The following is a 21,097-nucleotide window of genomic DNA, read 5'->3' on the forward strand; positions in this document are numbered from 1 at the left end:
TCACCCGTCCGCCGCTAAGCTACCCCGAAGGGTAACTCCGCTCGACTTGCATGTATTAGGCACGCCGCCAGCGTTCGTCCTGAGCCAGGATCAAACTCTCCATAAAAGTGGTCCGAAGACCAATGTATAGAACAAGCTTGTTAGCTCATTACATGCTAGCTTGTACGAATTGGCCAAAGCCAACCGTTTAAAGCAATTGTTGAATCTGACGTGATCCATATGTTCAGTTTTCAAAGAACTTGTTTTACTCGCGATCACTTTCGTGGTCACAAGAAAGTATATTATCAGCAATTCCCTCGTTCGTCAACATCTTTTTTACTTTCTTGTCGAAAGTTGTTAATCGATGTTGTCGTTCGCCTCAAAAGCGACAAGAAATAATCTACCACAATCGAAAACTAATTACAACTTGTAAAATATGACAAGACCGCGTCTGGACCTTTCATGGTTCAAACACGGTCTCCTCATCCTTTATTCACCCAGCATTCTCAGGAACTCCTGCTCGTCTTCAATGACCGCGACTCCGAGATCTTGCGCTTTGGTCAGCTTGCTGCCGGCGCTTTCCCCGGCGATCACGTAATCGGTCTTCTTCGACACGCTGCCGCTGATCTTGGCGCCGAGCGCCTCCAGTTTCTTGGCCGCTTCATCACGCGTCATTATAGACAAGGTCCCCGTCAACACGACGGTCTTGCCGCTGAACACGCTGTCCGTTCTCGCAGGCGCGCTATGCTCGCCCTCTGCCTTGATTCCCAGCGCGAGCATGCGGTCGAGGCTCTCCGCGATCACCGGATCCCGGAAATAGGAATTGATGCTTTCGGCCACGATTCCGCCGACGTCGGGCAGCCCGATCAGCTCCTCAACTTCGGCAGCTCGTATGGCGGCCAGATTGCGGAAATGCTCGGCCAACATCTTTGTCGTCGCTTTGCCCGTGTTCGGGATACCAAGCGCAAACAAGAATGCGGCGAGATCCCGGTCCTTGGATTTCTCCAGCGCCTCGATTAATTTGCGGGCCTTTCGGTCGCCAAACCGATCCAAGCCGATCAAGTTATCGTAGGTGAGCTCATAAAGATCCGCCGGATCGCGCACGCCGCATTCGTCGAACAGCTGCTCCGCCGTCATGATGCTGAAGGACTCGATATCCATCGCGTCCCGCGAGGAGAAATGCGTAATGCGGCCGATCGTTTGCGGTCTGCAGCCAAGCTTGTTGTTGCAGAACAGATGCGCTCCGCGCAGCTCGAGCGGCGTTCCGCAGGAAGGGCATTCCGTCGGGATGACGATTTCCTGACCGGGCTCATCGTCCGCTTTGCCCAGAATCTCAGGGATGACGTCATTCGAACGGCGAATAAACACAGGAGTGCCCAGCGCGAACTTCAGGTTTTTACGTTCAATGTCGCCTACGTTATTGAGGGTGCAGTTCTGCACGGTAACGCCCGCGAGATCGACCGCTTCGACGCGCGCGACCGGCGTGATCTTGCCCGTGCGTCCGACTTCCCATGAGACGGATTCCAGGATCGTCGTCGTCTCTTCGGCCTCGAATTTGAAGGCTACCGCCCAGCGCGGGAATTTATCCGTGTAGCCGAGTACTTCGCGCGTGCGCATATCGGTTAATTTCACGACGGCTCCGTCGATGAGGAAATCGTGTTCGTGGCGGCCTGCGGCGACGCGCTCCAGCTCCGCCTGCACCTCTTCGATCGTGGACCAGTAGGTCGTATAGCCGTTCACTTTGAATCGATTGTCGCGGAGAAATCGAATCATCTCTTGGTGCGTATCGAAAGAAACGCCTTCCGCGTATCCGACATTGTAAAAGAACGCACTCAGCTTGCGCTCCGCCGTAATCCTGGGGTTTTGGTTGCGAAGCGCGCCGGCTGCCGCATTGCGGGCGTTCTTCAGCGGATCCGCGGCCGTCAGGTTGTATGCTTCCAGCACGGACAGGTTCATGATGCCTTCGCCCTGAACCTCAATAAGGCCGTCCGTGAACGGGATGGTGAGCGGAATGGAGCGAATCGTCTTGACCTGCGCCAAAATGCCTTCTCCGACTGTGCCGTTGCCGCGCGTGGAAGCTTGGATAAGGTTCCCGCCGTCATACGTCAAATTCAGCGTCAGCCCGTCGAATTTGAGCTCGATGACGTAGCTTGGCTCGGGTAAAGGAGGCAGTTCCGGGTTCTTGGCGTTGAAGTCCGCGACTGCTTTGCGCATGCGCGCGTTCCAGGCCAGCAGATCCTCGGCGTCCTGCGCCTTATCCAGACTCCATAACCGCGAAAGGTGCCGGTGCGGCTCGAAGCCCTTCAATATATCGCCGCCTACCCGCTGGGTCGGGGAATCCGCGAGCGCGCTTCCGGTTTGCTGCTCCAGTGCCGCAAGCTCATCGTAGAGCTCGTCGTACTGCTTGTCGCTGATCGTCGGCTGATCGAGCGTGTAATAGTTATGGCTGTGGAGCGTAAGCAGATCGACCAGCTCGCGCATGCGCATAAGCTTCGCCGGATCGGCGTTCTGTCCCGGTTCCATCGCAGTCGTCATTGACGTCCTCCCTTTCATGCACGCATCGAATTGTATTTAATAGTCTTGCTAAGTCGTTACTTTCGTAATCGGCGCGAAGCTCGAAAGCAGCTTCTTCAGGCCGACCGGTGCCGGGAAGGCGATTTGAAGCTCTTTATCGTTGCCGACTCCGCGAACTGAGACGACCGTGCCGATGCCCCACTTGCCGTGGGAAACTTTGTCGCCAGCCGCAAAGTCGCCTCCGCCCTGGGCGGCCGCTCCCCCTCCTGCGGCATTGCGCGCGCCGTCCATCGGAGTCGTCACGCGCACGCCGCTGCTGCCTGCAGGCGCTGACGTGCGCTGCTGTCCCGGACCCGGGCGCGGCGGCGTTGCGGCATTGCCTCTAAAACCAAAACCCCCGCCCGGCGATCCCAATGCGCTCGTGCGGCTGCCTCCGGCAAAGCCGATCCCGCCGCCTGCCGGTCGGCCGCGGCCTACGGCGGAAGCGTCCGACTTCAGCTCGTCGGGCACCTCGCGCAGGAAGCGCGAAGGCATGTTGGCATTCGTCCGCCCAAAAAGCGTCCGCATCCGCGCGCTGGTCAGGAACAGCTGCTTCTCCGCGCGCGTGATCCCGACGTACGCGAGGCGGCGCTCTTCTTCCAGCTCATCGTTGTCGTTCAGCGCGCGGCTGTGCGGGAAGACGCCTTCCTCCATCCCGATGATGAAGACGATCGGAAACTCCAATCCTTTGGCGCTGTGCATCGTCATCAGCACGACGGCGTCCTTCACGCCATTCTCCGGCTCCTCCGCATCCATCGTATCGATGTCGGCGATGAGCGCCAGATCCGTCAGGAACGCCACGAGCGACTTGTCCTCGTTGCGCTTCTCGAAATCCTGCGTCACGGACAAGAACTCGTCGATATTCTCGAGGCGCGCTTTCGATTCCAGCGTATTCTCGCGCTGCAGCTCTTCGCGATAGCCGCTCAGCTCCAGGATCTTCTCCGTCAATTCCGTCACGGACAGGTATTCCACCATTCGCGTCAGGTTGAGAATGATCTCCCGGAATTCCCGCAGCGCCGTGCGCGCGCGGCCCGTCAGCTCGAGCCAATCCAATTGCTCCAGCAGATTGAAGACCGATACGCCGCGGAGGCCCGCTTCATCGAACAGCTTCGCGACCGTCGTGTCCCCGATTCCCCGCTTCGGCACGTTGACGATCCGTTGGAAGCAGACATCGTCGTCGGGATTCGAAATCAGCCTCAGGTACGCGAGCAGATCCTTGATCTCTTTGCGGTCGTAGAACTTCACGCCGCCTACGATCTGGTACGGGATATCGGATTTGATGAGCGTTTCCTCGATGACCCGCGACTGCGCGTTCGTACGGTAAAGAATCGCGTGATCGGCATAATGGCGTCCTTTGTTCACCTGCTGGCGAATTTGTCCCGTGACGAAATAGCCTTCGTCGTGCTCCGTGTCGGCCTGGTACACCGTGATGGATTCGCCTTCGCCCTGATCCGTCCACAGCTTCTTGTCCTTGCGGCTGCTGTTGAGCTTGATGACGGCGTTCGCCGCGTTCAGAATGTTGGACGTCGAGCGGTAGTTCTGCTCCAGGAGGATCGCTTTGGCTTCGGGGTAATCTTCCTCGAAGTTCAAAATATTCGAAATGTCCGCGCCCCGCCAGCGGTAAATCGACTGGTCGCTGTCGCCGACGACGCAGATGTTATGATGCTTGGAGGCAAGCATTTTGCATAACATATATTGCGCGCGGTTCGTATCCTGATATTCGTCGACGTGAATATAACGGAATTTATTTTGGTAGAAGGTCAGCACGTCCGGCTCGTCCTTGAAAAGCTGGATCGTCTTCATGATCAAATCGTCGAAATCGAGGGAGTTGTTGCTCTTGAGCTTCTTCTGATAGAGCGTATATACCTTGGCGACGATGCCGTCGAAATAATCGCCGATCTTCAACTCGAACTGCTCGGGCGATATCAATTCGTTCTTCGCGCCGCCGAGCGCCGCCTGCACGCTCTTCGGTTCGAATTTCTTCGTGTCGATGTTCAATTCCTTCATGCAGTTGCGGATGACCGACAGCTGATCCGCCGAATCCAGGATGGAAAAGCTGTTCGTGAATCCGATCCGGCCGATGTCCCGGCGCAAGATCCGCACGCACATGGAGTGGAACGTGGACACCCATATGTCCTGCGCGGACGCGCCGACGAGCGCGCCGACCCGCTGCTGCATCTCCCGCGCCGCTTTATTGGTAAAGGTAATCGCCAGGATGCTCCAGGGCGCTACGCGTCTCTTCTCCATCAAATAAGCAATGCGGTGCGTCAGCACGCGCGTCTTGCCGCTTCCCGCTCCCGCCATAATGAGCAGCGGCCCTTCTGTCGCCTGAACGGCCGCGCGCTGCGGCGGGTTCAATTTACTGACAGCTTGATCGATGCTAAATTCATTCAACATAGTGAACGTTAACTCCTTTGTTCGCATTTGTTCGCCTATCCTTCAGTCTAGACAACCGCCCGGGATGTGTCAATTAGAATTGGCTGGGCAGGATTGCATACGCCGCCCGCCGGTCGGACATGAATCCCGATCATCCCGCAGAGGCAGAAACGACCGTTCCCTAGCTGCTGATTGCTTTCTGCAAAAGACGGTCGTTTCCTGTTTTTGACCAATGCACCCTGCTACATGAAGCGCCGCGTCAAAACAAAACGGCCATGTAACGAGGGACCGCATCGCATATGCCCGATTCGTTATCACAGCCGTGTTGGTCTTGCTTTATCTGCCGCTGGGCACCTCCGCAACCGCGGAGACCGTCGATAACGCCGCCTCCAGGTTGTCGTAGATCGCATTGCCGACGATGACGGTATGCGCCGCCTCCGCGGCCTGTCTCGCTTTATCCGCATCGTCGATGCCGCCGCCGTAAAATACTCGCGCGCCCGATACGAGTCTCGTCGCGCGCTTGACGAGCGCCATGTCTCCGAATATCCCGCTGTACTCCATATACACGATCGGCAGCCTCATCAGCTTGTCCGCTAAATAAATATGCGCGGTGACGGTCTCCGCATCAAGCTCAGCGCGCGCTCCGGTCAACTTGGCCGCCTCGGCTTCCCCGTTCAAGATCAGGTAGCCCTCCGCCGAAGTGATCTCCCACGGAATGAACGCGCCGAATTTGCGAAGCGCTCCGATCTGCCTGCCCGCCATCCATTCCGCACGGTCCGTGTTCAGCACGAGCGGAACGAAATAATGGTCGAAGCCGGGAACGGCCGCCTCCTCGCTGGACACCTCCAGCGCGCACGGCACTTCGTAGCGCCGGATGCGCGACATGAGATCGACCGTGTTATCGAACGTGACGCCCGTCGTGCCGCCAACGATCACGGCATCCGTTCCGGACATGCACACCGCGTCCAGCCGCTCGTCGCTGATCTCGCGTTCGGGATCCAGCTTGAACACATGCCGCCAATGTTCGTATATCGCCGATTGCAGCTCCATGACTACCCTCCACTACCCAGTTGCTTTGCGCCGTTAAAGATTAAGCGCTTCAATCCGCTGCATGACCGCGAACTCGTTCGGATAAATCATCAAATACTCCGTCAGCCCTACCATGCGGAAGAGCTTCTCGTAATGGGACGTGACACCCCAGGAAAACGTGTGGGCGCCCGCTTTGCCGCCCATCCGGGCAAGCCTAATGAGCACGGCCATCCCTCCGCTGTTGATATAATCCACCTTGGTCAAATCAAGCGCCAGGAACCGAATGCCGCGGCCAAGCTCCGCTTCCTGCTCCAAGCCGGCGATCAGCTTCGCCTCCGCCGACTTGGTCAAATCGCCGCTCAGTTCGAGCACCATGCCGCCCGGAAATTTTCGCGTATGCATCGAAAACGGTTGTTCTGCCACTTCGTCTACTTCCTTTCTATGTAGGCTGCCCGTTCGGAGCCTGGGTCGATTTGCGCATAAAATACAGCTCGGTATAAAAGCCGCGCTCGTCCCGTCCCGTCGTCCAATAGTCCGCCAGCGAATCGATCATGACGAGCCCCCATCCGCGAGGATCCTCGGACTCCAGCTTCTTGCGCATCTCTCCTTCGTCCCTGGAAAGATGCGGGAAGTACCCCCCGCCCTCGTCATAAATCCGGCATACCGCCAGCATGCTCCCGACCTGGGCTATGACCGTCACGTATTTATTCGGCTGCAGCTTGTTGCCATGTTCAATGGCATTAATCATCGCTTCGCACAGCGCGCTCTGCACATCCTCGCGAATGTCGCTCTCCGGCCACCGCTCTTCCATCCAGTCGCCGAGCTTCATGGAAATCAGCCGTTCGTCGCCAAGCTTGCTGCGCAGCGACCATTCCCGCGACATGAACGGATTGTCGAACGCGCCGACCGCCGCTCCGCGCTCTTCCGGGGACAGATTCAGCTTCGAAAGCACGCTCCGGTATTCGCCGGCTAATTCCAGGACGACGACGGTCCGGTCGTCTTGGCCCGGGCCGCACTCCCGGTCGACGCGTGCGAGCCAATCATCGATGACGACGGCCAGATCCATGGCGGGCTTCCATGTCGCCAGCTCCGCTTCCAGGCCTTCAAAGCTGTACATCTCCCCGCTTTGATTGACGGCCTCGATCAAGCCGTCGGTATACAGAAGAAAACGGTCGCCGTCCTCGAGCTGCAGGCTGAACTCCTCATAGACGGCTTCCGGGTCGATGCCGATCGGAAGCGAGCTGCAGTCGACCGCATTAAAATGCCCGTCCTTCGCGATGACGTAAGGCGACAAATGACCTGCGCTCGCATACTGCACCTGATTGTTCGTCAAGTCGATGACGCCCACGCCGATCGTCACGGAGCCTTCCTCGCCCATCGCTTCGCAGAGCTGCCGGTTCATGCGCGCAAGCACCTCGGAGGGACTGCCGTTTCGGCGGATTTCGGAACGAAAGACGAGCAGCTGGGCGGACATGAGGAGCGCGGCGGGCATGCCTTTGCCGGACACGTCGCCGATCATGATCGCGAAGCGGCTCGGTCCGAGGGATACCACGTCGAAGAAATCCCCGCCTACTTCGCTGTAGGACTGACAACGCGCCGTTATCCGATAAGCGCCGATGGTCAAATCGCCGGGAGGAAGCAGCTTTTGCTGGACGTTATAGGCCAGCTTCAGTTCGCGTTCAAGCGATTCGTATTCCCGGTTGATCCGGTTTTGAAGCTCGTTGTAGGCGATGGCAAGCTCCCCCGCCTCGTCGTGCACGACCGCCGCCGCCCCGTTTCTCGGCAGCTCGTGGCCGCCGACCAATCCGCGGATGCCGCGGATCAGCACCCGCAGCTCCTGCCTGAATTGCATCGTCACGTAGCAGAACAAGCTTAACCCCATTATAAAATAAAACAGCGCGATGATGCCAAATTTGTAGGGATCCAGCGCGCTGTGCGGCCTCGCCGTGACGATCGCCAGCTGAATCAAGCTGAGGATCGTGACCACGAACGTGCAGGTATAGGTAATGACGAGCGGCTGCGCGACGGACGAGCGGCCGTCGAATCCCCCGGGCAGCGGCTGCAGCCGCATCAGCACCGGCCTCAGAATGCGCCGCACGGACGTAAACAAAACGATGGCGATGAAAATAAACAAGCTTTGCTCGCCTACGATGGTTCCCAACAGCCGCAGCCCGTCCAATTCCGCTCGGGCAAGGTTCCGCAAGATGTCAAGGCCGTGAAACACGATCGAAAACGACAGCCCGACGATGAAGATCCCGCCGAGCAGCTCATATGGCAGCCGGTACAGCCGGCGCAGCGCCGTATTCGTTCGGCTCTCCGCATTCGCATCGGAATCCTGGCCGAGATTGGTTTGCAGCAGTCCGAAGACCGGTTTCAGCCGAAGAGCCGTGACGCAAAGGAGCGCAAACGCGAGTATGAGCGCGCCCAAGCTTACGATGACAAGAGGGAACGGAAACATCTTCCCGAAATGCGAGGCCAAGATCGTGTCGCCCTGCAAAATGACAACGCCGGCCAGCATCGTGATCAGATAAACGGCGAGCAGGCGGTTGAGCAGGGTTCCGTTATGGTAGGCGGCTTGATACTGCCGCTCGTTCGTCAAGGCCATAGCAATCGCCTAACCTCTTCCAGCGGCTCCGTACCGAGCTCTTCCCTGCAAATACGCTCCAGGCGCCGGTACCAGCCAATTGCCTCCACGCGCCGGCCGCTTCGCAAGCAAAGCCTGATCATGGCTTCGTACGCCTCCTCCTGATCGGGCCGCAGCGCGATCCAATCCGATAGCTGCTGCTCCTCGCGCGCTTCGTCGTTCTGCTCGCCGTAGAACGCCGCCAGCCGCTTGATCATCGTCGTCTGCCGATCCATCAACTGTTCTCTCGCGCGGTCCAGCCAATCCGCGTGGGGGAGCTCCGTGCCTAGCATGCCGTACAGCGGCAATGCTTTGTCATAGAGACGGCTGGCCGCTTCCCGGTCGTCCATCCAAAGCTGATCCCCGACGCGAGACAGCGTCATGAACGTCTCGACGTCGACGGATTCGACGATTTGCTCCGAAATGCCGATAACGCCACGCTTGGCATACACGGTTTCTTCGTGCAAACCGATCTCTTTGAGCGCGGAACGCAAATCGTGCAGCGTAACGTAAAGCTGGTTGGAACGCTTCGCGGGGTCGCCTTCGCCGAAGACCCGCTCGATGACATGCTCCCGGTTGCTTTTGTACCCCGTCTGCAGCAGCAAGTAGACGAACAATTCGCCGGCTTTCCGGCGCTTCCACACCGGTTCGGCCATCGGTCCGTTATCGGCGCTGAAGCCGATGCCGTCGAATAGTTTGATGTTCCATTTCAGGCCGGTCTCCGCTGCATGCCGAAGGGCATCCGCGGCTTCGCGGTCCCGCTTCGGGTCGCGTTCCGGCTCCGGGCGGAACGGTCTTGGCTTCGCGGTTTCCGAAGCCGCCACCCGCTTCCGCATATCTTCAACCAGCCGCTCGATGGCCGGAGTCGACACGGTCCGGCGCAGCCGGTTAAGCGTCCCGAGCGATTCCGCCGCCGCCTCCTGCCGGCCTTCCGCAAGCCGCTTATCGACTGCCGCCGACGCTGCGTAAATGCTGCTCTCGATATCGTCGGTCAGCGCCGCGGGCAGCTGCTCCTCCGCCCGATTCAGCAGCACCGCCTTGCTCAAGTACGCATAACGTATCGGCAGCTCCTCGCACAATCCCGCGTCCGGCTTCTCGCTCGCAAGCAGCCGCACGACCGCTTCCGCCCCCGGCTGCTCCGCCGCGTGACGTTTCAACCAGTTCATCCAGAACGGCCAGTCCGGCCGCGACTGCTCCTGCGGGTCGAACAGCATGCAGTCGAGCAGCACGAAACTCGTCCAAAGCGGCCTGCCCTCTTCCCGGAAACGTTCCGCGGCGGCAAACAGCAGCTTGCGCGCTTCCTCGAACCGGGACGGCCGTCCCGCGGCGCTCGCCGATGCGCGGGCCAACGCCCACGGGACGAAGCCGCTGCAATTTTCCGGATTGCGGTCCCACTCCTGCGCCAGCAGCGACATGAACGGTTTCGCTTCATGCAGGTCGCCGACCTGCACGTACAACAGACCCAGCATCGCCATCATGGCCAGCATCGCGGACTCGTCCGCTTGGGCTGCGAAGCCGCGCAACGCCGCTTCCAGGCGCTGCTTCGTCTCCATGAGGCGCCCGTTCAATAATCCGTTCTCGCATTCCGCGCGAAGGAGAAGCGGCGATTTCATTCTTATGTCGGCCGGAATGGACAGCAGCTGCCCGATGGGCGGCATCTGTCCGTCCAGAATCGTCTGTTCGATTTTCATGACTTGACCTAGCCATTGATCCTGCTGCGTGACATGATTGCTGTTCTGATTCATTTGGCATCCTCACCGCGCTTCTATTATTGACATCCGGCCTTACGAAATAGCAATCCTCCGTTTGGCCCATTCATGGCGCTAATAGTTGCTACTATTCGCTCCCGCCGTCCCAAAATCCTTTCGATTTTGTCGAAGTTGAAAGAATAATGCAAGAATTTCGCGCCTCCAAGCGAAAAGAGAGACCCGATTGCAGGTCTCTCCTCTACGATGCCGTTATTTCACCAATTGGCCTCTCGTCACGCCAAGCTGGTTAATCGCTTTGAGGCTGCGCCATACCTGCGTGCCGCCGATGCGTCCGGCAAGCGCGTCGCTGTACAAATCGATGACTTCTTCGACTTTGTCCGCCGTTTCTTCCAAAAACTCGATGCGGAACGATTGGACGCCCAAATCCCGGAACTGCGCCATATATTCCGCTCCGGACTGTTCGATGGCGTTGTATACGGTGTTCCGGCAGCCTTCGTCCACCCGGACGGGATGGGACATGCCGATCCGGTCCTGGAGCGATGCCCGGTGCTCTTCGCACGGTCGGCCGCAGTTCGTGAAATCGGTCCCCTCGCTCATGAACGTGCAGTAGACGCAGTGCTCCGTATGGAACATTGGCAGATGCTGATGAATAACGACCTCGGTTCGCGACGTGTCGCTGCTGCGCAGCAGGTCGAGCATCTGCTGTACGTTCAGGTCGTACGAAGGCGTAATGAAATCGCAGCCTGCGTCCAAGAACAGGTCCGACGCCTTATGATTCGCCACGTTGAGCGAGAAATCCCCGATCAACCGCGGGAACGGCTCGAGCGGATTGGCCGCCTTGGCGCGGAGATAATAGTACAAGGCGCCCGTATTGCGCACCAACACCGCATCCGGTTTCAGCTTGAGGATATTGGCATGGTAGCCGTTCTCGCCCGGCATATGGATCCGCGGCGTCGCCAACGCGATCGACTTGCCGGCGCTTCGCGCAAGCTCCATTGCAGCGGGAAACTGCTTGATGAATTCGAAATCGGCGTACACCATGCCGACTTTGTCGGATCGCACCGCCGCTTCCAGCTGCTGCAAGCTCCGGCAAAGCACCGTCAGCTTGGGAGCCTGGCCGACTTCGGCAGATGTCGAGGTTCCGCCGCGCCGCACGTCGGCGTACGCGTCGACGCTGCGCTTCACGTAAACGGGCGGTTTCGGCCGCTCGCCCGCGAGCGCCTCGGCGGCTTCGCGCCGCATCCGGTTCAGCTCGCGCATCGGCACGATCAAGTCTCCCTGCAGCCGGGCATCCATCGCCTCCAGTTGATACACCGTACCGCCGAGGCGGCCGAATTGCTCGCGCAAAAGCGCCTCGTCCATCGGGCGCTTCTCCGCATGCTCGAGCGGCAGCTCGGAGACGATCTCGACGGTGTTTCCTTTCTCCACGTCGGTCCACCGCGTGCGAAGCGGCTGCCCCAGTTCTCCCTCTACGACGACATGCAGCGGAAACACGCGATAAGGCTTCTCCGTCTCGAAGGTGGCGCGCAGCCGTTTATCCAAGGCAGGGTCGTTCGTCTTCCAGATCCGGTCGCCCACATGAACGCGGCGCAGGTCGATATCGTTGCGTCCGGGCACCAGCTCGAGTATCGTACCTTCCTGCGCTTCGCCTTCCAGCTTGACGCCTTGCCTGCGCAGATCGTAGACACGGCCGCCTTCTTCCTTCTTCGTCGGGTCTCCTGCATCGAAGACGATGCCGTCTCCGCGCTTCAGAGGCGCGTCGATGCGGCATACGACGGCGTCGCGCAAAATGCGCTCCACGCGACCGAGGTACACGCCGCGGCTTTTCGGAAACGTGCCTTCGACCAGCTTCTTGTTGTTCGTGCCTTCCAGAAAGCCGGACGTGAAACCGCGGGAGAAGCTTTGCTGCAGCTCGCGGATATCTTCCTTAGAGGGCGCCGAACGGTCGCCGTCGAAATATTTGTCGATCGCCCTGCGGTATTTGCTCACGACGTTGGCCACATACTCGGGGCTTTTCAAACGCCCTTCGATTTTGAAGGACGTCACGCCCGCTTCGATCAGTTCCGGCACGAGTTCGACCGCCGCGAGATCCTTGGGCGAGAGCAGGTAAGCCACGTCGCCCATCGGCTTCTGCACGCCGTCCACCATCAGGTCGTACGGCAGGCGGCAGGCTTGCGCGCATTCCCCGCGGTTGGCGGAGCGTCCGCCCCACATCTCGGAGGTTAAGCACTGCCCGGAGTAGGACACGCACAGCGCGCCGTGCACGAATACTTCCATCGGCAGCTTCGCTTGTTCGCCGATCGTCTTGATTTGCTTCAGATTGTTCTCGCGTCCCAGTACGACCCGCTCGATGTCGAACGGCTTCGTGAATTCCACCGCTTCCGGGGACGTGATGGTCATTTGCGTTGACCCGTGGATCGGGAAATCCGGCGACAGTTCGCGGATCAGCTTCACCAGCCCGAGATCTTGCACGATTGCCGCGTCCACGCCCGCATCGATGCATGCATCCATCAGCCGTTTCGCGTCTTCCAATTCGTTTTCGAATACCAATATATTAAACGTCAGGAACCCTTTCACGCCGTAACTGTGCAGGAACGCCATGATTTCCGGGAGTTCGTCCGTCTGAAAATTATTTGCCCGCGCCCGCGCATTAAATTTCTCTACGCCGAAAAATACGGCATCGGCCCCGTTCGCCACGGCCGCCCGCATGCAATCCCAATCGCCGGCCGGAGCCAGCAGCTCGACGTCTTGCCGGTTTATCGTATTCATATAACTAGTCTCATCCCTATCTATTAACCCTTATTTGTTTTCAGTGTACCAGAGCGGGCCGTTAAACAAAAGCCGCCATCGGGGAGGAAACGGCTGGAGACCCCAATTCACCGCTGCTCACGGCGGAAAAAGAGAAAAGCCGCTGCGCGCCGTATTGCTTGCGGCGAGCAGCGGCGCTTGAACGGCAGGCGCTTAGCTGTTGAATTTGAAGGTGTTGATTACGGTCTCGATCTTGCTTCGATTCGCATCCGTATCGGCAGCTTGACTGATCGAGTAAGAAAGCAAATACATTTTGCCGTTATGATCAAATGCGTAATAAGTTATCGTTACCGGGATATCCAATTTGTCCAGGCTTAAGACGACTTTATACGCTGTCGTGCCGCCGACCGTTGTCACGGTGCTTGATTTAACGGAAGCGCCCGCTTGCTTCAAATCGTCGCTTTGCTGTACGGCGACTTGAATTACTTGCGGATACTCGCTCGCCGTTATCTCGTCCTCGATAGCGATGTTGAACGAGCCGTACGGAACACTGTAATCAATTTCTTCCGCTTCGAAGTCCTTCTTGCTGCCGTACCAGGACTGCGGAAGCGTGATGGAATATCCGTATTTCTTGCTCGTCTTCGTGACGGTCAACTGGTCGAGTTCGTCCGCGTCGTCCAATTGGCTGAAATTTTTGTCGACGAAAGCGGTATCGATATCCAAGGATCCGACGATTTGATTGTACAATGTTTCTCCCTCGGAAGTTCCATCGATCTTATAAAAGAAATTGGCTTCATACTTATGTTGGCCGGAGATAAAGAAAATCTCGTACTCCTTATACCACTCTTTCTTGTCCCATGAGTATTCATAACTCAATACTTGAGCCGTGCCGTCCGCGATATTGATCGTGGATTCATTCGTGTTCCGCACGTAATCGGATACGAATTCGTTCATTAATTCATCCTTGCTCCGTGCCAGCCAAGCTTCCGCCGTATCGCCGGATGCCAACGAACTGATATTGAAGTCCATGTAGCCGTCCTCGCTCAGGAATGTCGGATTCGGACTATCGCTCGCACGCAACCATTTGACCGGCAGCTTGACCGTCAATCCATAATCTTTATCGATCGCCGTATAGAAACCGTTTTGGACTTTGGAAATATCCTTCACGGACTTATCGATCGAAGAGAAGGAAGGTTTGAAGCTCTCCAAAAGATCCTTGTATTGGTTCAAGTCGTCACGGGAATCCGATTTAACGCCTGCCGCGATCATATAAATGCGGTTTTGCACTTGAATGACATGATATTCGAAATACCAGCCGTTGCGATCACGGCTTACGGTTTTCTCGAAGCTCAAGCCTCCGATGTCGATCGTCGTCGAATCTACGGCAAATTCGCTGTCGTTGAAATACTCTTTGATATGGTCGCGCAGCTCTTGGCGCGTATACTCCTGGTCGACGTCGTCGATCGATAGATAGATGCTGCTGTCTTCCGCCACGGAAGTCCAAGTCATTTCGCTGCCGTTATCGCTTTGACCGGAAAGCACGAGATCGGATGGGTACTTCATCGTCCATCCATAATAACTATCGCCAACCTTGGTTTTGCCTGCATCGGAATCGATCCCCGACGTGTTCGAGCCGTTGCTTGCCGACGAGGAAGCTTTGAAGCCTTTAATCGTAATGGCGTTGCCCTTCAGGTCCAGCGTCGCGCCGAATGCCGATACGATCACCCGCAGCGGAACCATGGTGATGCTGTTGACGATTTTCGGTTCTGCCGCCAGCGTTACCGGGCTGCCGTTGACCTTGACGGTTTTGCTGCCGATCGTCAGCACGACGCTCGTTTTATTGTAGGAGAGCGTGATGATCTTGTTCTTCTCCAGATTGAGGCCTGCTCCGAATGCTTTTGTAATCACGCTCAGCGGAACCATCGTCGTGCCGTTCGATTTGAACGGCTTTTGGATCGCGGAAGTTGCCCCGTTCACCGAAAGCGTCGGGCTGCCGATCGCCAGTTTGATTTCAAGCGGCTCGGCGGAAGCGCCTGCCACGGCTGGAATAAGTGCGAATAACATACATGCGGTAATGAGTAGCGCGAGCAGCTTGTTCTTCATTGAGTGGATATTCTCTCCTTATAATGGACAATTAGGATTGCGCGTTGGATAATGTCAGCTTCTTTGTAACGAGATCGCCGTCTGTTTGGACCAAGATATCGACCTGTTGGCCGGGCAGATACGACTTAAGGAGTTCATTGACTTCACCGACGGAAGAAACTTGTTTTCCGGCGATCGAGAAAATCTGATCTCCCGGCTGCAGGCCGACTTTCTTGGCCCCGGCCCCCCATATGGACTTGATTTCAAGCGGTTCGGTCGTCGGCAAGCCGACAATCGCAGACCAGCTTTCTTCCAGTTCGACGCCAAGCGACGGACGCATGACTTGACCGTATTTGAAAAATTGATTGACGATGTAACGTACGGTATCGGTCGGAATGGAGAAACCGAGGCTTTCCACGCCGTCGCTGACGAATTTCAGGGAGTTAATGCCGATGACCTCTCCCTTCATGTTCACGAGCGGACCGCCGCTATTGCCGGGATTGATGGCCGCATCGGTCTGAAGCAGCTTGTAGTAAGAAGAAACGGAACGGTTCATCCCGCTCAACACGCCCGTCGTCGCCGTGTTCCGCAGCGAGAAGGATACCGGCGTTCCGATGGCAATAACCGTTTCGCCGACCTGCAATTGAAGCGGCACCGGAGCAAAGACAGCCGGCTTTAAATTCGTCGCGTTGATTTTGACGAGAGCCAAATCGCTCGTTTCGTCGATATTCATGCGCTTGCCTTGATATTGCTTGCCGTCCGAGGTTACAACGACTATATTATTCATGTCCTTGACCACATGGGCATTCGTGACAATCCAGCCGTCGGATTTCCAAATAACGCCCGTTCCGTGCTCCAAGGCGAACCGATCGTCCGTGTACTTGCCGATAATGCCGACGACGGACGGCGATACTTTCTTGATCACGTCCGGAACCTGCGACTGCGGCGGCGTGTACGCATAGCTATGCGTGTTCTCGTCGTACGCGCCGGTACCTCCGAGCGATTTGGTCAGCGAGCTTGCTTTCACGTAAACCTCGCCGTTGATGACTTTTGCCTCCAGTTGGGTCGACCCCGTCCCCCCGGCTGCGAGCGCGGTTCCTGCCGTGAGCAGCGCTCCGGCAACGATGATGCCTGCCAGCCGTAATCCTTTGTGCCTCACTACTGCTCCTCCTTCATTTTTCTCTCTAGTGAATATTTACTAGTTTCATAGGTCCACTTTACTATAACTTCCTATAAATAACAATATTGGACTTAATATGATAAGCGTTTTCATTTTTGCTCATTATATATGCTTTTTTGTCATTGACCCCTCGGAATCTTACCCTTGGAAATTGCCCATGCTATAATGGATTGCAGACCTGCAGTACATATCCATTTGGGAGGTAACTATACACGTATGAAACTCGGAGTATTTGCCGTTTTATTCGCGCAAAAGTCGTTTGAAGACGCTTTGGACTACATTGCCGCCAAAGGCTTGGATGCCATCGAGATCGGCACGGGCGGCTACCCCGGCAACGCGCACTGCGATCCGGACGTATTGCTTGCCGACGAAAGCAAGCTGAAAGCGTTTAAGGATGCGGTCGATTCCCGCGGCCTGACGATCAGCGCGCTCAGCTGCCACGCCAACCCGCTGCACCCGCAGAAAGCGATCTCGAGCGAGCATGATGCCGTCATCCGTAAAACGATTGCTTTAGCTTCCAAGCTCGGCGTTCCGGTCGTCAACACGTTCTCCGGATGCCCGGGCGACCATGAGGATGCCAAATATCCAAACTGGCCGGTTGCGCCATGGCCGAACGATTACCAGGAAATCCTGGATTGGCAGTGGGAAAACAAAGTTATCCCTTACTGGACGGAAATCGGCAAGCTTGCTACCGAAAGCAACGTCAAAATCGGCCTTGAGCTGCACGGCGGTTTCTCCGTGCACACGCCAGCCACGCTCCTTCGCCTGCGCGAAGCGGCCGGCGACGCGATCGGCGCCAACCTTGACCCTAGCCATATGTGGTGGCAGGGCATCGATCCGGTACAAGCGATCCACATTCTCGGACGCGCCGGCGCGATTCATCACTTCCACGCCAAGGACACGTCGATCGATCCGATCAACGTCAACCGTCACGGCGTGACGGACATGCAGTCCTACGCGCTTATGCTTGACCGCGCTTGGCAGTTCCGCACCGTCGGCTACGGCCATGACATGAAAGTCTGGTCCGACATCATCAGCGCACTTCGCCTCGTCGGCTACGACTACGTCGTCAGCATCGAGCACGAAGACGGCCTGATGTCCGTTGACGAAGGCTTCTCGAAAGCCGTGCAAAACCTGCAATCCATCCTGATCCGCGAGCCGCTTGGCGAAATGTGGTGGGTGTAATCCCACGCTAAAATAGCACGCAAAGAAGCTCCGGCCAATTGGCCGGAGCTTCTTGATTCGAAGGGCTAGCTTTACCGTTGCTTTTGAACGAAAAAAGCCGCTGGAATCTTGGCATTCAAGATCCCATCGGCTTGGTCAATCGGGCAATCCGTTCTTATGCGTGCTGCGGGTGTATTACGAGATCCACACTTTGAAGATCATCACGTAGTTCGCGAATGCAAACACGAGAAACGATACGGTCGCCCATCCGATGGCGAACTTATTTTTCTTCGGGCTCATGACCAACCGAACCAATCCGATAAAGATGACGATCGTAAACAGCAGCATCATAATATCCATGGGATCGAATTTCGCGAGTGCCGTTGATGCAGTCTCTGCAAGATACATGGGGTAGATCCTCCTTATTTTCGCACGTTGCCTATATTACTCATGTTAGCCTCATCACGAGCTCGTTGCAAGCCACAAACGACAATCGTAACAAGTTTGTCACCATTTTTTGCAGGTTTTTTTATTATAATCAACTCTGCTTCATTATATAAAGATCTTCCGTAACATTAAATTGTCCTTTTTGTTCAAGATTTAAACAATGCAGGGTTGGGCACACAGAAAAAGAACCACCGAATCCCGAGTTCCACGGAACGAGCAGTTCTTTTCATTTAGTTCTATTGAATTGCGACGACACCTACGGAACAGCAAAAGGGGCTGCACCACCGTACATCATGTTCAGGCAGCCCCTTATTTTATTATTGTTCGGCTCCTGCGGCAACGCTTTGAACCTCGCGGTGCTGGGCGATCGTACGCTCGCGATCGCGCTCCAGAATCGGCTTCAAGTAACGGCCCGTATAAGATCCTTCGACTTTCACCACTTCTTCCGGCGTACCGGTGGCCACAATCATGCCGCCGCCCTTTCCGCCTTCCGGTCCAAGATCCAAGAGGTAGTCCGCCGTCTTGATGACGTCCAGGTTATGCTCGATAACCAGCACCGATTCGCCTGAATCAACCAAACGATGGAGCACGACGAGCAGTCGATCGATATCATCGACATGCAGACCCGTCGTCGGTTCATCGAGAATATAAAGCATCTTGCCGGTGCTCCGGCGATACAGCTCCGCCGCCAGCTTCACGCGCTGCGCTTCGCCGCCCGAAAGCGTCGTCGCCGGCTGGCCAAGGTTCATATACCCGAGACCGACATCGAGCAGCGTCTGCAGCTTGCGGTGAATACGAGGCACGTTGCGGAAAAACTCGCAGGCGTCCTCGATGGTCATTTCGAGCAGATCCGCGATGCTTTTGCCTTTGTACTTCACGTCGAGCGTCTCGCGGTTATAGCGTTTGCCTTTGCAGATCTCGCAAGGGACATATACATCCGGGAGGAAGTGCATCTCGATCTTGATGATGCCGTCCCCGCGGCAGGACTCGCAGCGGCCGCCTTTCACGTTGAAACTGAAACGGCCCTTCTTGTAGCCCCGCACCTTCGCTTCGTTCGTCGACGCGTACAGATCACGGATATCGTCGAATACGCCCGTGTAGGTCGCCGGGTTGGAGCGAGGCGTCCGGCCGATCGGCGATTGATCGATATCGATGACCTTCTCGACATGCTCCAAGCCGCGGAGTTCTTTGTACTCGCCGGGACGAACCTTCGCTTTGTTGAGATCGCGCGCAAGCGTCTTATACAGGATCTCGTTAACCAGCGTCGATTTTCCGGAGCCGGAGACGCCTGTGACCGCCGTGAACACCCCTAACGGGAACTTAGCGTTGACGCCTCTCAAATTGTTCTCTTTGGCTCCGCGTACTTCCAGCCACTTGCCGTTGGTCTCCCGCCGCTTCAGCGGCACGGGGATAAACTTGCGCCCGCTTAGGTAAGCACCCGTCAGCGAATTCTCGTCCGCCATGACTTCCTTCGGCGTCCCCATGGATACGACCTGGCCGCCGTGAATGCCGGCACCCGGTCCGATATCGATGACGTAATCGCTCGCCAACATCGTATCTTCGTCATGCTCGACGACGATGAGCGTATTCCCCAGGTCGCGCATGTGCAGAAGCGTCTGAATAAGCTTGTCGTTATCGCGTTGATGCAAGCCGATGCTCGGTTCGTCGAGAATATAGAGAACGCCCATGAGGCTCGAACCGATCTGGGTCGCCAGCCGAATCCGCTGCGCTTCTCCGCCGGAGAGCGTACCCGCAGCCCGGTTCAGCGATAGGTATTCCAACCCGACGTTCACGAGGAAGCCGAGCCGGCTGTTGATTTCCTTGAGGATGAGATGCGCGATCAGCATCTCCTTCTCCGTCAGATCAAGGGCGTTAAAGAATCGTTCCGCTTCGCCGATCGAAAGCGAAGTCACGAACGAGATATTTTGGCTGCCGATAGTGACGGCCAAGCTTTCCTTCCGCAAACGGTGGCCCTTGCAGCCAGAGCATGGTTTCGCGCTCATATACTGCTCGATATGCTCGCGGATGCCTTCCGATCCCGTCTCCCGGTAACGGCGCTCGAGGTTGTTGACGATGCCTTCGAACGGCACGAGCGCTTCCTTGGCATGGCCAAAATCGTTCGTGTAGCGGAAGCGAACGCGCTCGCCTCCGGTCCCGTTCAGCAGCTTTTTCATTTGTTCCGGCGTCAGCTCGCCGACCGGAACGTTGCGCGGGATATCGTAATGCTTGCACACCGCATCCAGAAATTGCGGATAGTAGTTTGACGTGCTGCCCGCCCATGCCTCGAATGCGCCTTCGGCAATGGACTTGGTCGAATCCGGCACGAGCAAATCGGGATCGACGATCATTTTGGCGCCCAAGCCGTCGCAGTCCGGGCAAGCCCCGTAAGGACTGTTGAACGAGAACATGCGCGGCGCCAATTCGTCGATGCTGAAGCCGCAGATCGGACAAGCCAGGTTCGAGCTGAACAGCAGCTCTTCCTTCTCCATGACGTCGACGAGCACCTGGCCGCCTGATAGCTTCAGCGCCGTCTCGAGCGAATCCGCCAGCCGGCTGTGAACGTCGTCCTTCACCACGATCCGGTCGACGACGACTTCGATGTTATGCTTCTTGTTCTTCTCCAGCTCGATGCTCTCGCTCAGCTCGCGCAGCTCGCCGTTCACGCGAACCCGCACGAAACCCTGCTTCTGCACGTCAGCAAGCAGTTTGGAATGCTCGCCCTTGCGGCCGGAGACGATCGGCGCCAAAATCTGCAGCCGCGTGCGCTCCGGATATTCCATGATGCGGTCGACCATCTGCTCGACGGTCTGCGACGTGATCTCGATGCCGTGATCCGGACAATGCGGCTTCCCGACGCGCGCGAACAACAACCGCAGGTAATCATAGATTTCCGTAACCGTGCCGACGGTCGAACGCGGGTTGCGGCTCGTCGTCTTCTGGTCGATGGATATTGCCGGCGACAGCCCGTCGATGGAATCGACGTCCGGCTTCTCCATCTGTCCGAGAAATTGACGCGCGTACGCCGACAACGATTCGACATACCGGCGCTGCCCCTCCGCGTAAATGGTGTCGAAGGCCAGGGAAGACTTGCCGGAACCGCTGAGTCCGGTCAGCACGACGAACTTGTCGCGTGGAATCGTTACGTCGATGTTTTTGAGATTGTGGGCTCTTGCCCCTTTAATTACGATCGAATCGCTAGCCACTTTC

Annotated in this window: 12 protein-coding genes and 1 rRNA gene; 1 reads left to right on the forward strand and 12 read right to left on the reverse strand. The window is 57.0% G+C overall.

Translation table 11 applies throughout. The features are described 5' to 3' along the window. The 10 genes from AC50YL_RS35560 to AC50YL_RS35605 form a co-directional block, all read right to left on the reverse strand. A 16S ribosomal RNA gene (locus AC50YL_RS35560) occupies positions 1-106 on the reverse strand; the annotation flags it as partial. A gap of 362 nt (positions 107-468) precedes the next feature. Next, a complete protein-coding gene (gene ligA / locus AC50YL_RS35565) occupies positions 469-2,514 on the reverse strand; it encodes an NAD-dependent DNA ligase LigA (RefSeq protein ID WP_494838111.1) in 2,046 nt (681 codons plus the stop codon). Between the two features lie 48 nt (positions 2,515-2,562). Next, positions 2,563-4,929: a DNA helicase PcrA gene (pcrA, locus tag AC50YL_RS35570; protein ID WP_494838113.1), complete on the reverse strand. Its 2,367-nt coding sequence runs from the start codon at positions 4,927-4,929 to the stop codon at positions 2,563-2,565. 315 nt (positions 4,930-5,244) lie between these two features. Beyond that, positions 5,245-5,958, reverse strand: coding sequence for a heptaprenylglyceryl phosphate synthase (gene pcrB / locus AC50YL_RS35575; RefSeq protein ID WP_494838114.1), 714 nt, complete (start codon positions 5,956-5,958; stop codon positions 5,245-5,247). 33 nt (positions 5,959-5,991) lie between these two features. Beyond that, entirely contained in the window at positions 5,992-6,360 is a 369-nt protein-coding gene (locus tag AC50YL_RS35580) for an STAS domain-containing protein (protein WP_494838116.1), read from the reverse strand. A 16-nt stretch (positions 6,361-6,376) separates the two neighbouring features. Continuing rightward, positions 6,377-8,542, reverse strand: a complete 2,166-nt coding sequence (locus AC50YL_RS35585) for an ATP-binding SpoIIE family protein phosphatase (RefSeq protein WP_494838118.1) — start codon at positions 8,540-8,542, stop codon at positions 6,377-6,379. Beyond that, on the reverse strand, positions 8,533-10,305 hold the full coding sequence (locus AC50YL_RS35590) for an AfsR/SARP family transcriptional regulator (RefSeq protein WP_494838119.1): 1,773 nt from the start codon (positions 10,303-10,305) through the stop codon (positions 8,533-8,535). The genes AC50YL_RS35585 and AC50YL_RS35590 overlap by 10 nt, the downstream gene beginning before the upstream one ends. Before the next feature lie 213 nt (positions 10,306-10,518). After that, a complete protein-coding gene (locus AC50YL_RS35595; protein ID WP_494838121.1) occupies positions 10,519-13,038 on the reverse strand; it encodes a U32 family peptidase in 2,520 nt (839 codons plus the stop codon). A 192-nt stretch (positions 13,039-13,230) separates the two neighbouring features. Then, on the reverse strand, positions 13,231-15,120 hold the full coding sequence (locus tag AC50YL_RS35600; protein WP_494838122.1) for a stalk domain-containing protein: 1,890 nt from the start codon (positions 15,118-15,120) through the stop codon (positions 13,231-13,233). 31 nt (positions 15,121-15,151) lie between these two features. Next, positions 15,152-16,258: a S1C family serine protease gene (locus tag AC50YL_RS35605; RefSeq protein ID WP_494838124.1), complete on the reverse strand. Its 1,107-nt coding sequence runs from the start codon at positions 16,256-16,258 to the stop codon at positions 15,152-15,154. 237 nt (positions 16,259-16,495) lie between these two features. Between AC50YL_RS35605 and AC50YL_RS35610 the strand changes: the two genes are divergently transcribed. Next, on the forward strand, positions 16,496-17,464 hold the full coding sequence (locus AC50YL_RS35610) for a sugar phosphate isomerase/epimerase family protein (protein WP_494838125.1): 969 nt from the start codon (positions 16,496-16,498) through the stop codon (positions 17,462-17,464). 174 nt (positions 17,465-17,638) lie between these two features. Here AC50YL_RS35610 and AC50YL_RS35615 read toward each other — a convergent pair whose 3' ends face one another. Next, positions 17,639-17,851: a hypothetical protein gene (locus AC50YL_RS35615; protein WP_161745682.1), complete on the reverse strand. Its 213-nt coding sequence runs from the start codon at positions 17,849-17,851 to the stop codon at positions 17,639-17,641. A gap of 356 nt (positions 17,852-18,207) precedes the next feature. Further along, positions 18,208-21,093, reverse strand: a complete 2,886-nt coding sequence (gene uvrA, locus AC50YL_RS35620; RefSeq protein ID WP_494838127.1) for an excinuclease ABC subunit UvrA — start codon at positions 21,091-21,093, stop codon at positions 18,208-18,210. Positions 21,094-21,097 lie beyond the last annotated feature (4 nt).

This window comes from Paenibacillus sp. J22P277 (genome assembly GCF_059383675.1).

What these genes read in the sequence shown, in the direction of transcription:
- AC50YL_RS35610 (WP_494838125.1), top strand. Translation starts at nt 16,496, where the DNA reads ATGAAACTCGGAGTATTTGCCGTTTTATTCGCGCAAAAGTCGTTTGAA.
- pcrA (WP_494838113.1), bottom strand. Translation starts at nt 4,929, where the DNA reads ATGTTGAATGAATTTAGCATCGATCAAGCTGTCAGTAAATTGAACCCG.
- AC50YL_RS35590 (WP_494838119.1), bottom strand. Translation starts at nt 10,305, where the DNA reads ATGAATCAGAACAGCAATCATGTCACGCAGCAGGATCAATGGCTAGGT.
- pcrB (WP_494838114.1), bottom strand. Translation starts at nt 5,958, where the DNA reads ATGGAGCTGCAATCGGCGATATACGAACATTGGCGGCATGTGTTCAAG.
- AC50YL_RS35600 (WP_494838122.1), bottom strand. Translation starts at nt 15,120, where the DNA reads ATGAAGAACAAGCTGCTCGCGCTACTCATTACCGCATGTATGTTATTC.
- AC50YL_RS35585 (WP_494838118.1), bottom strand. Translation starts at nt 8,542, where the DNA reads ATGGCCTTGACGAACGAGCGGCAGTATCAAGCCGCCTACCATAACGGA.
- ligA (WP_494838111.1), bottom strand. Translation starts at nt 2,514, where the DNA reads ATGACGACTGCGATGGAACCGGGACAGAACGCCGATCCGGCGAAGCTT.
- AC50YL_RS35595 (WP_494838121.1), bottom strand. Translation starts at nt 13,038, where the DNA reads ATGAATACGATAAACCGGCAAGACGTCGAGCTGCTGGCTCCGGCCGGC.
- AC50YL_RS35615 (WP_161745682.1), bottom strand. Translation starts at nt 17,851, where the DNA reads ATGTATCTTGCAGAGACTGCATCAACGGCACTCGCGAAATTCGATCCC.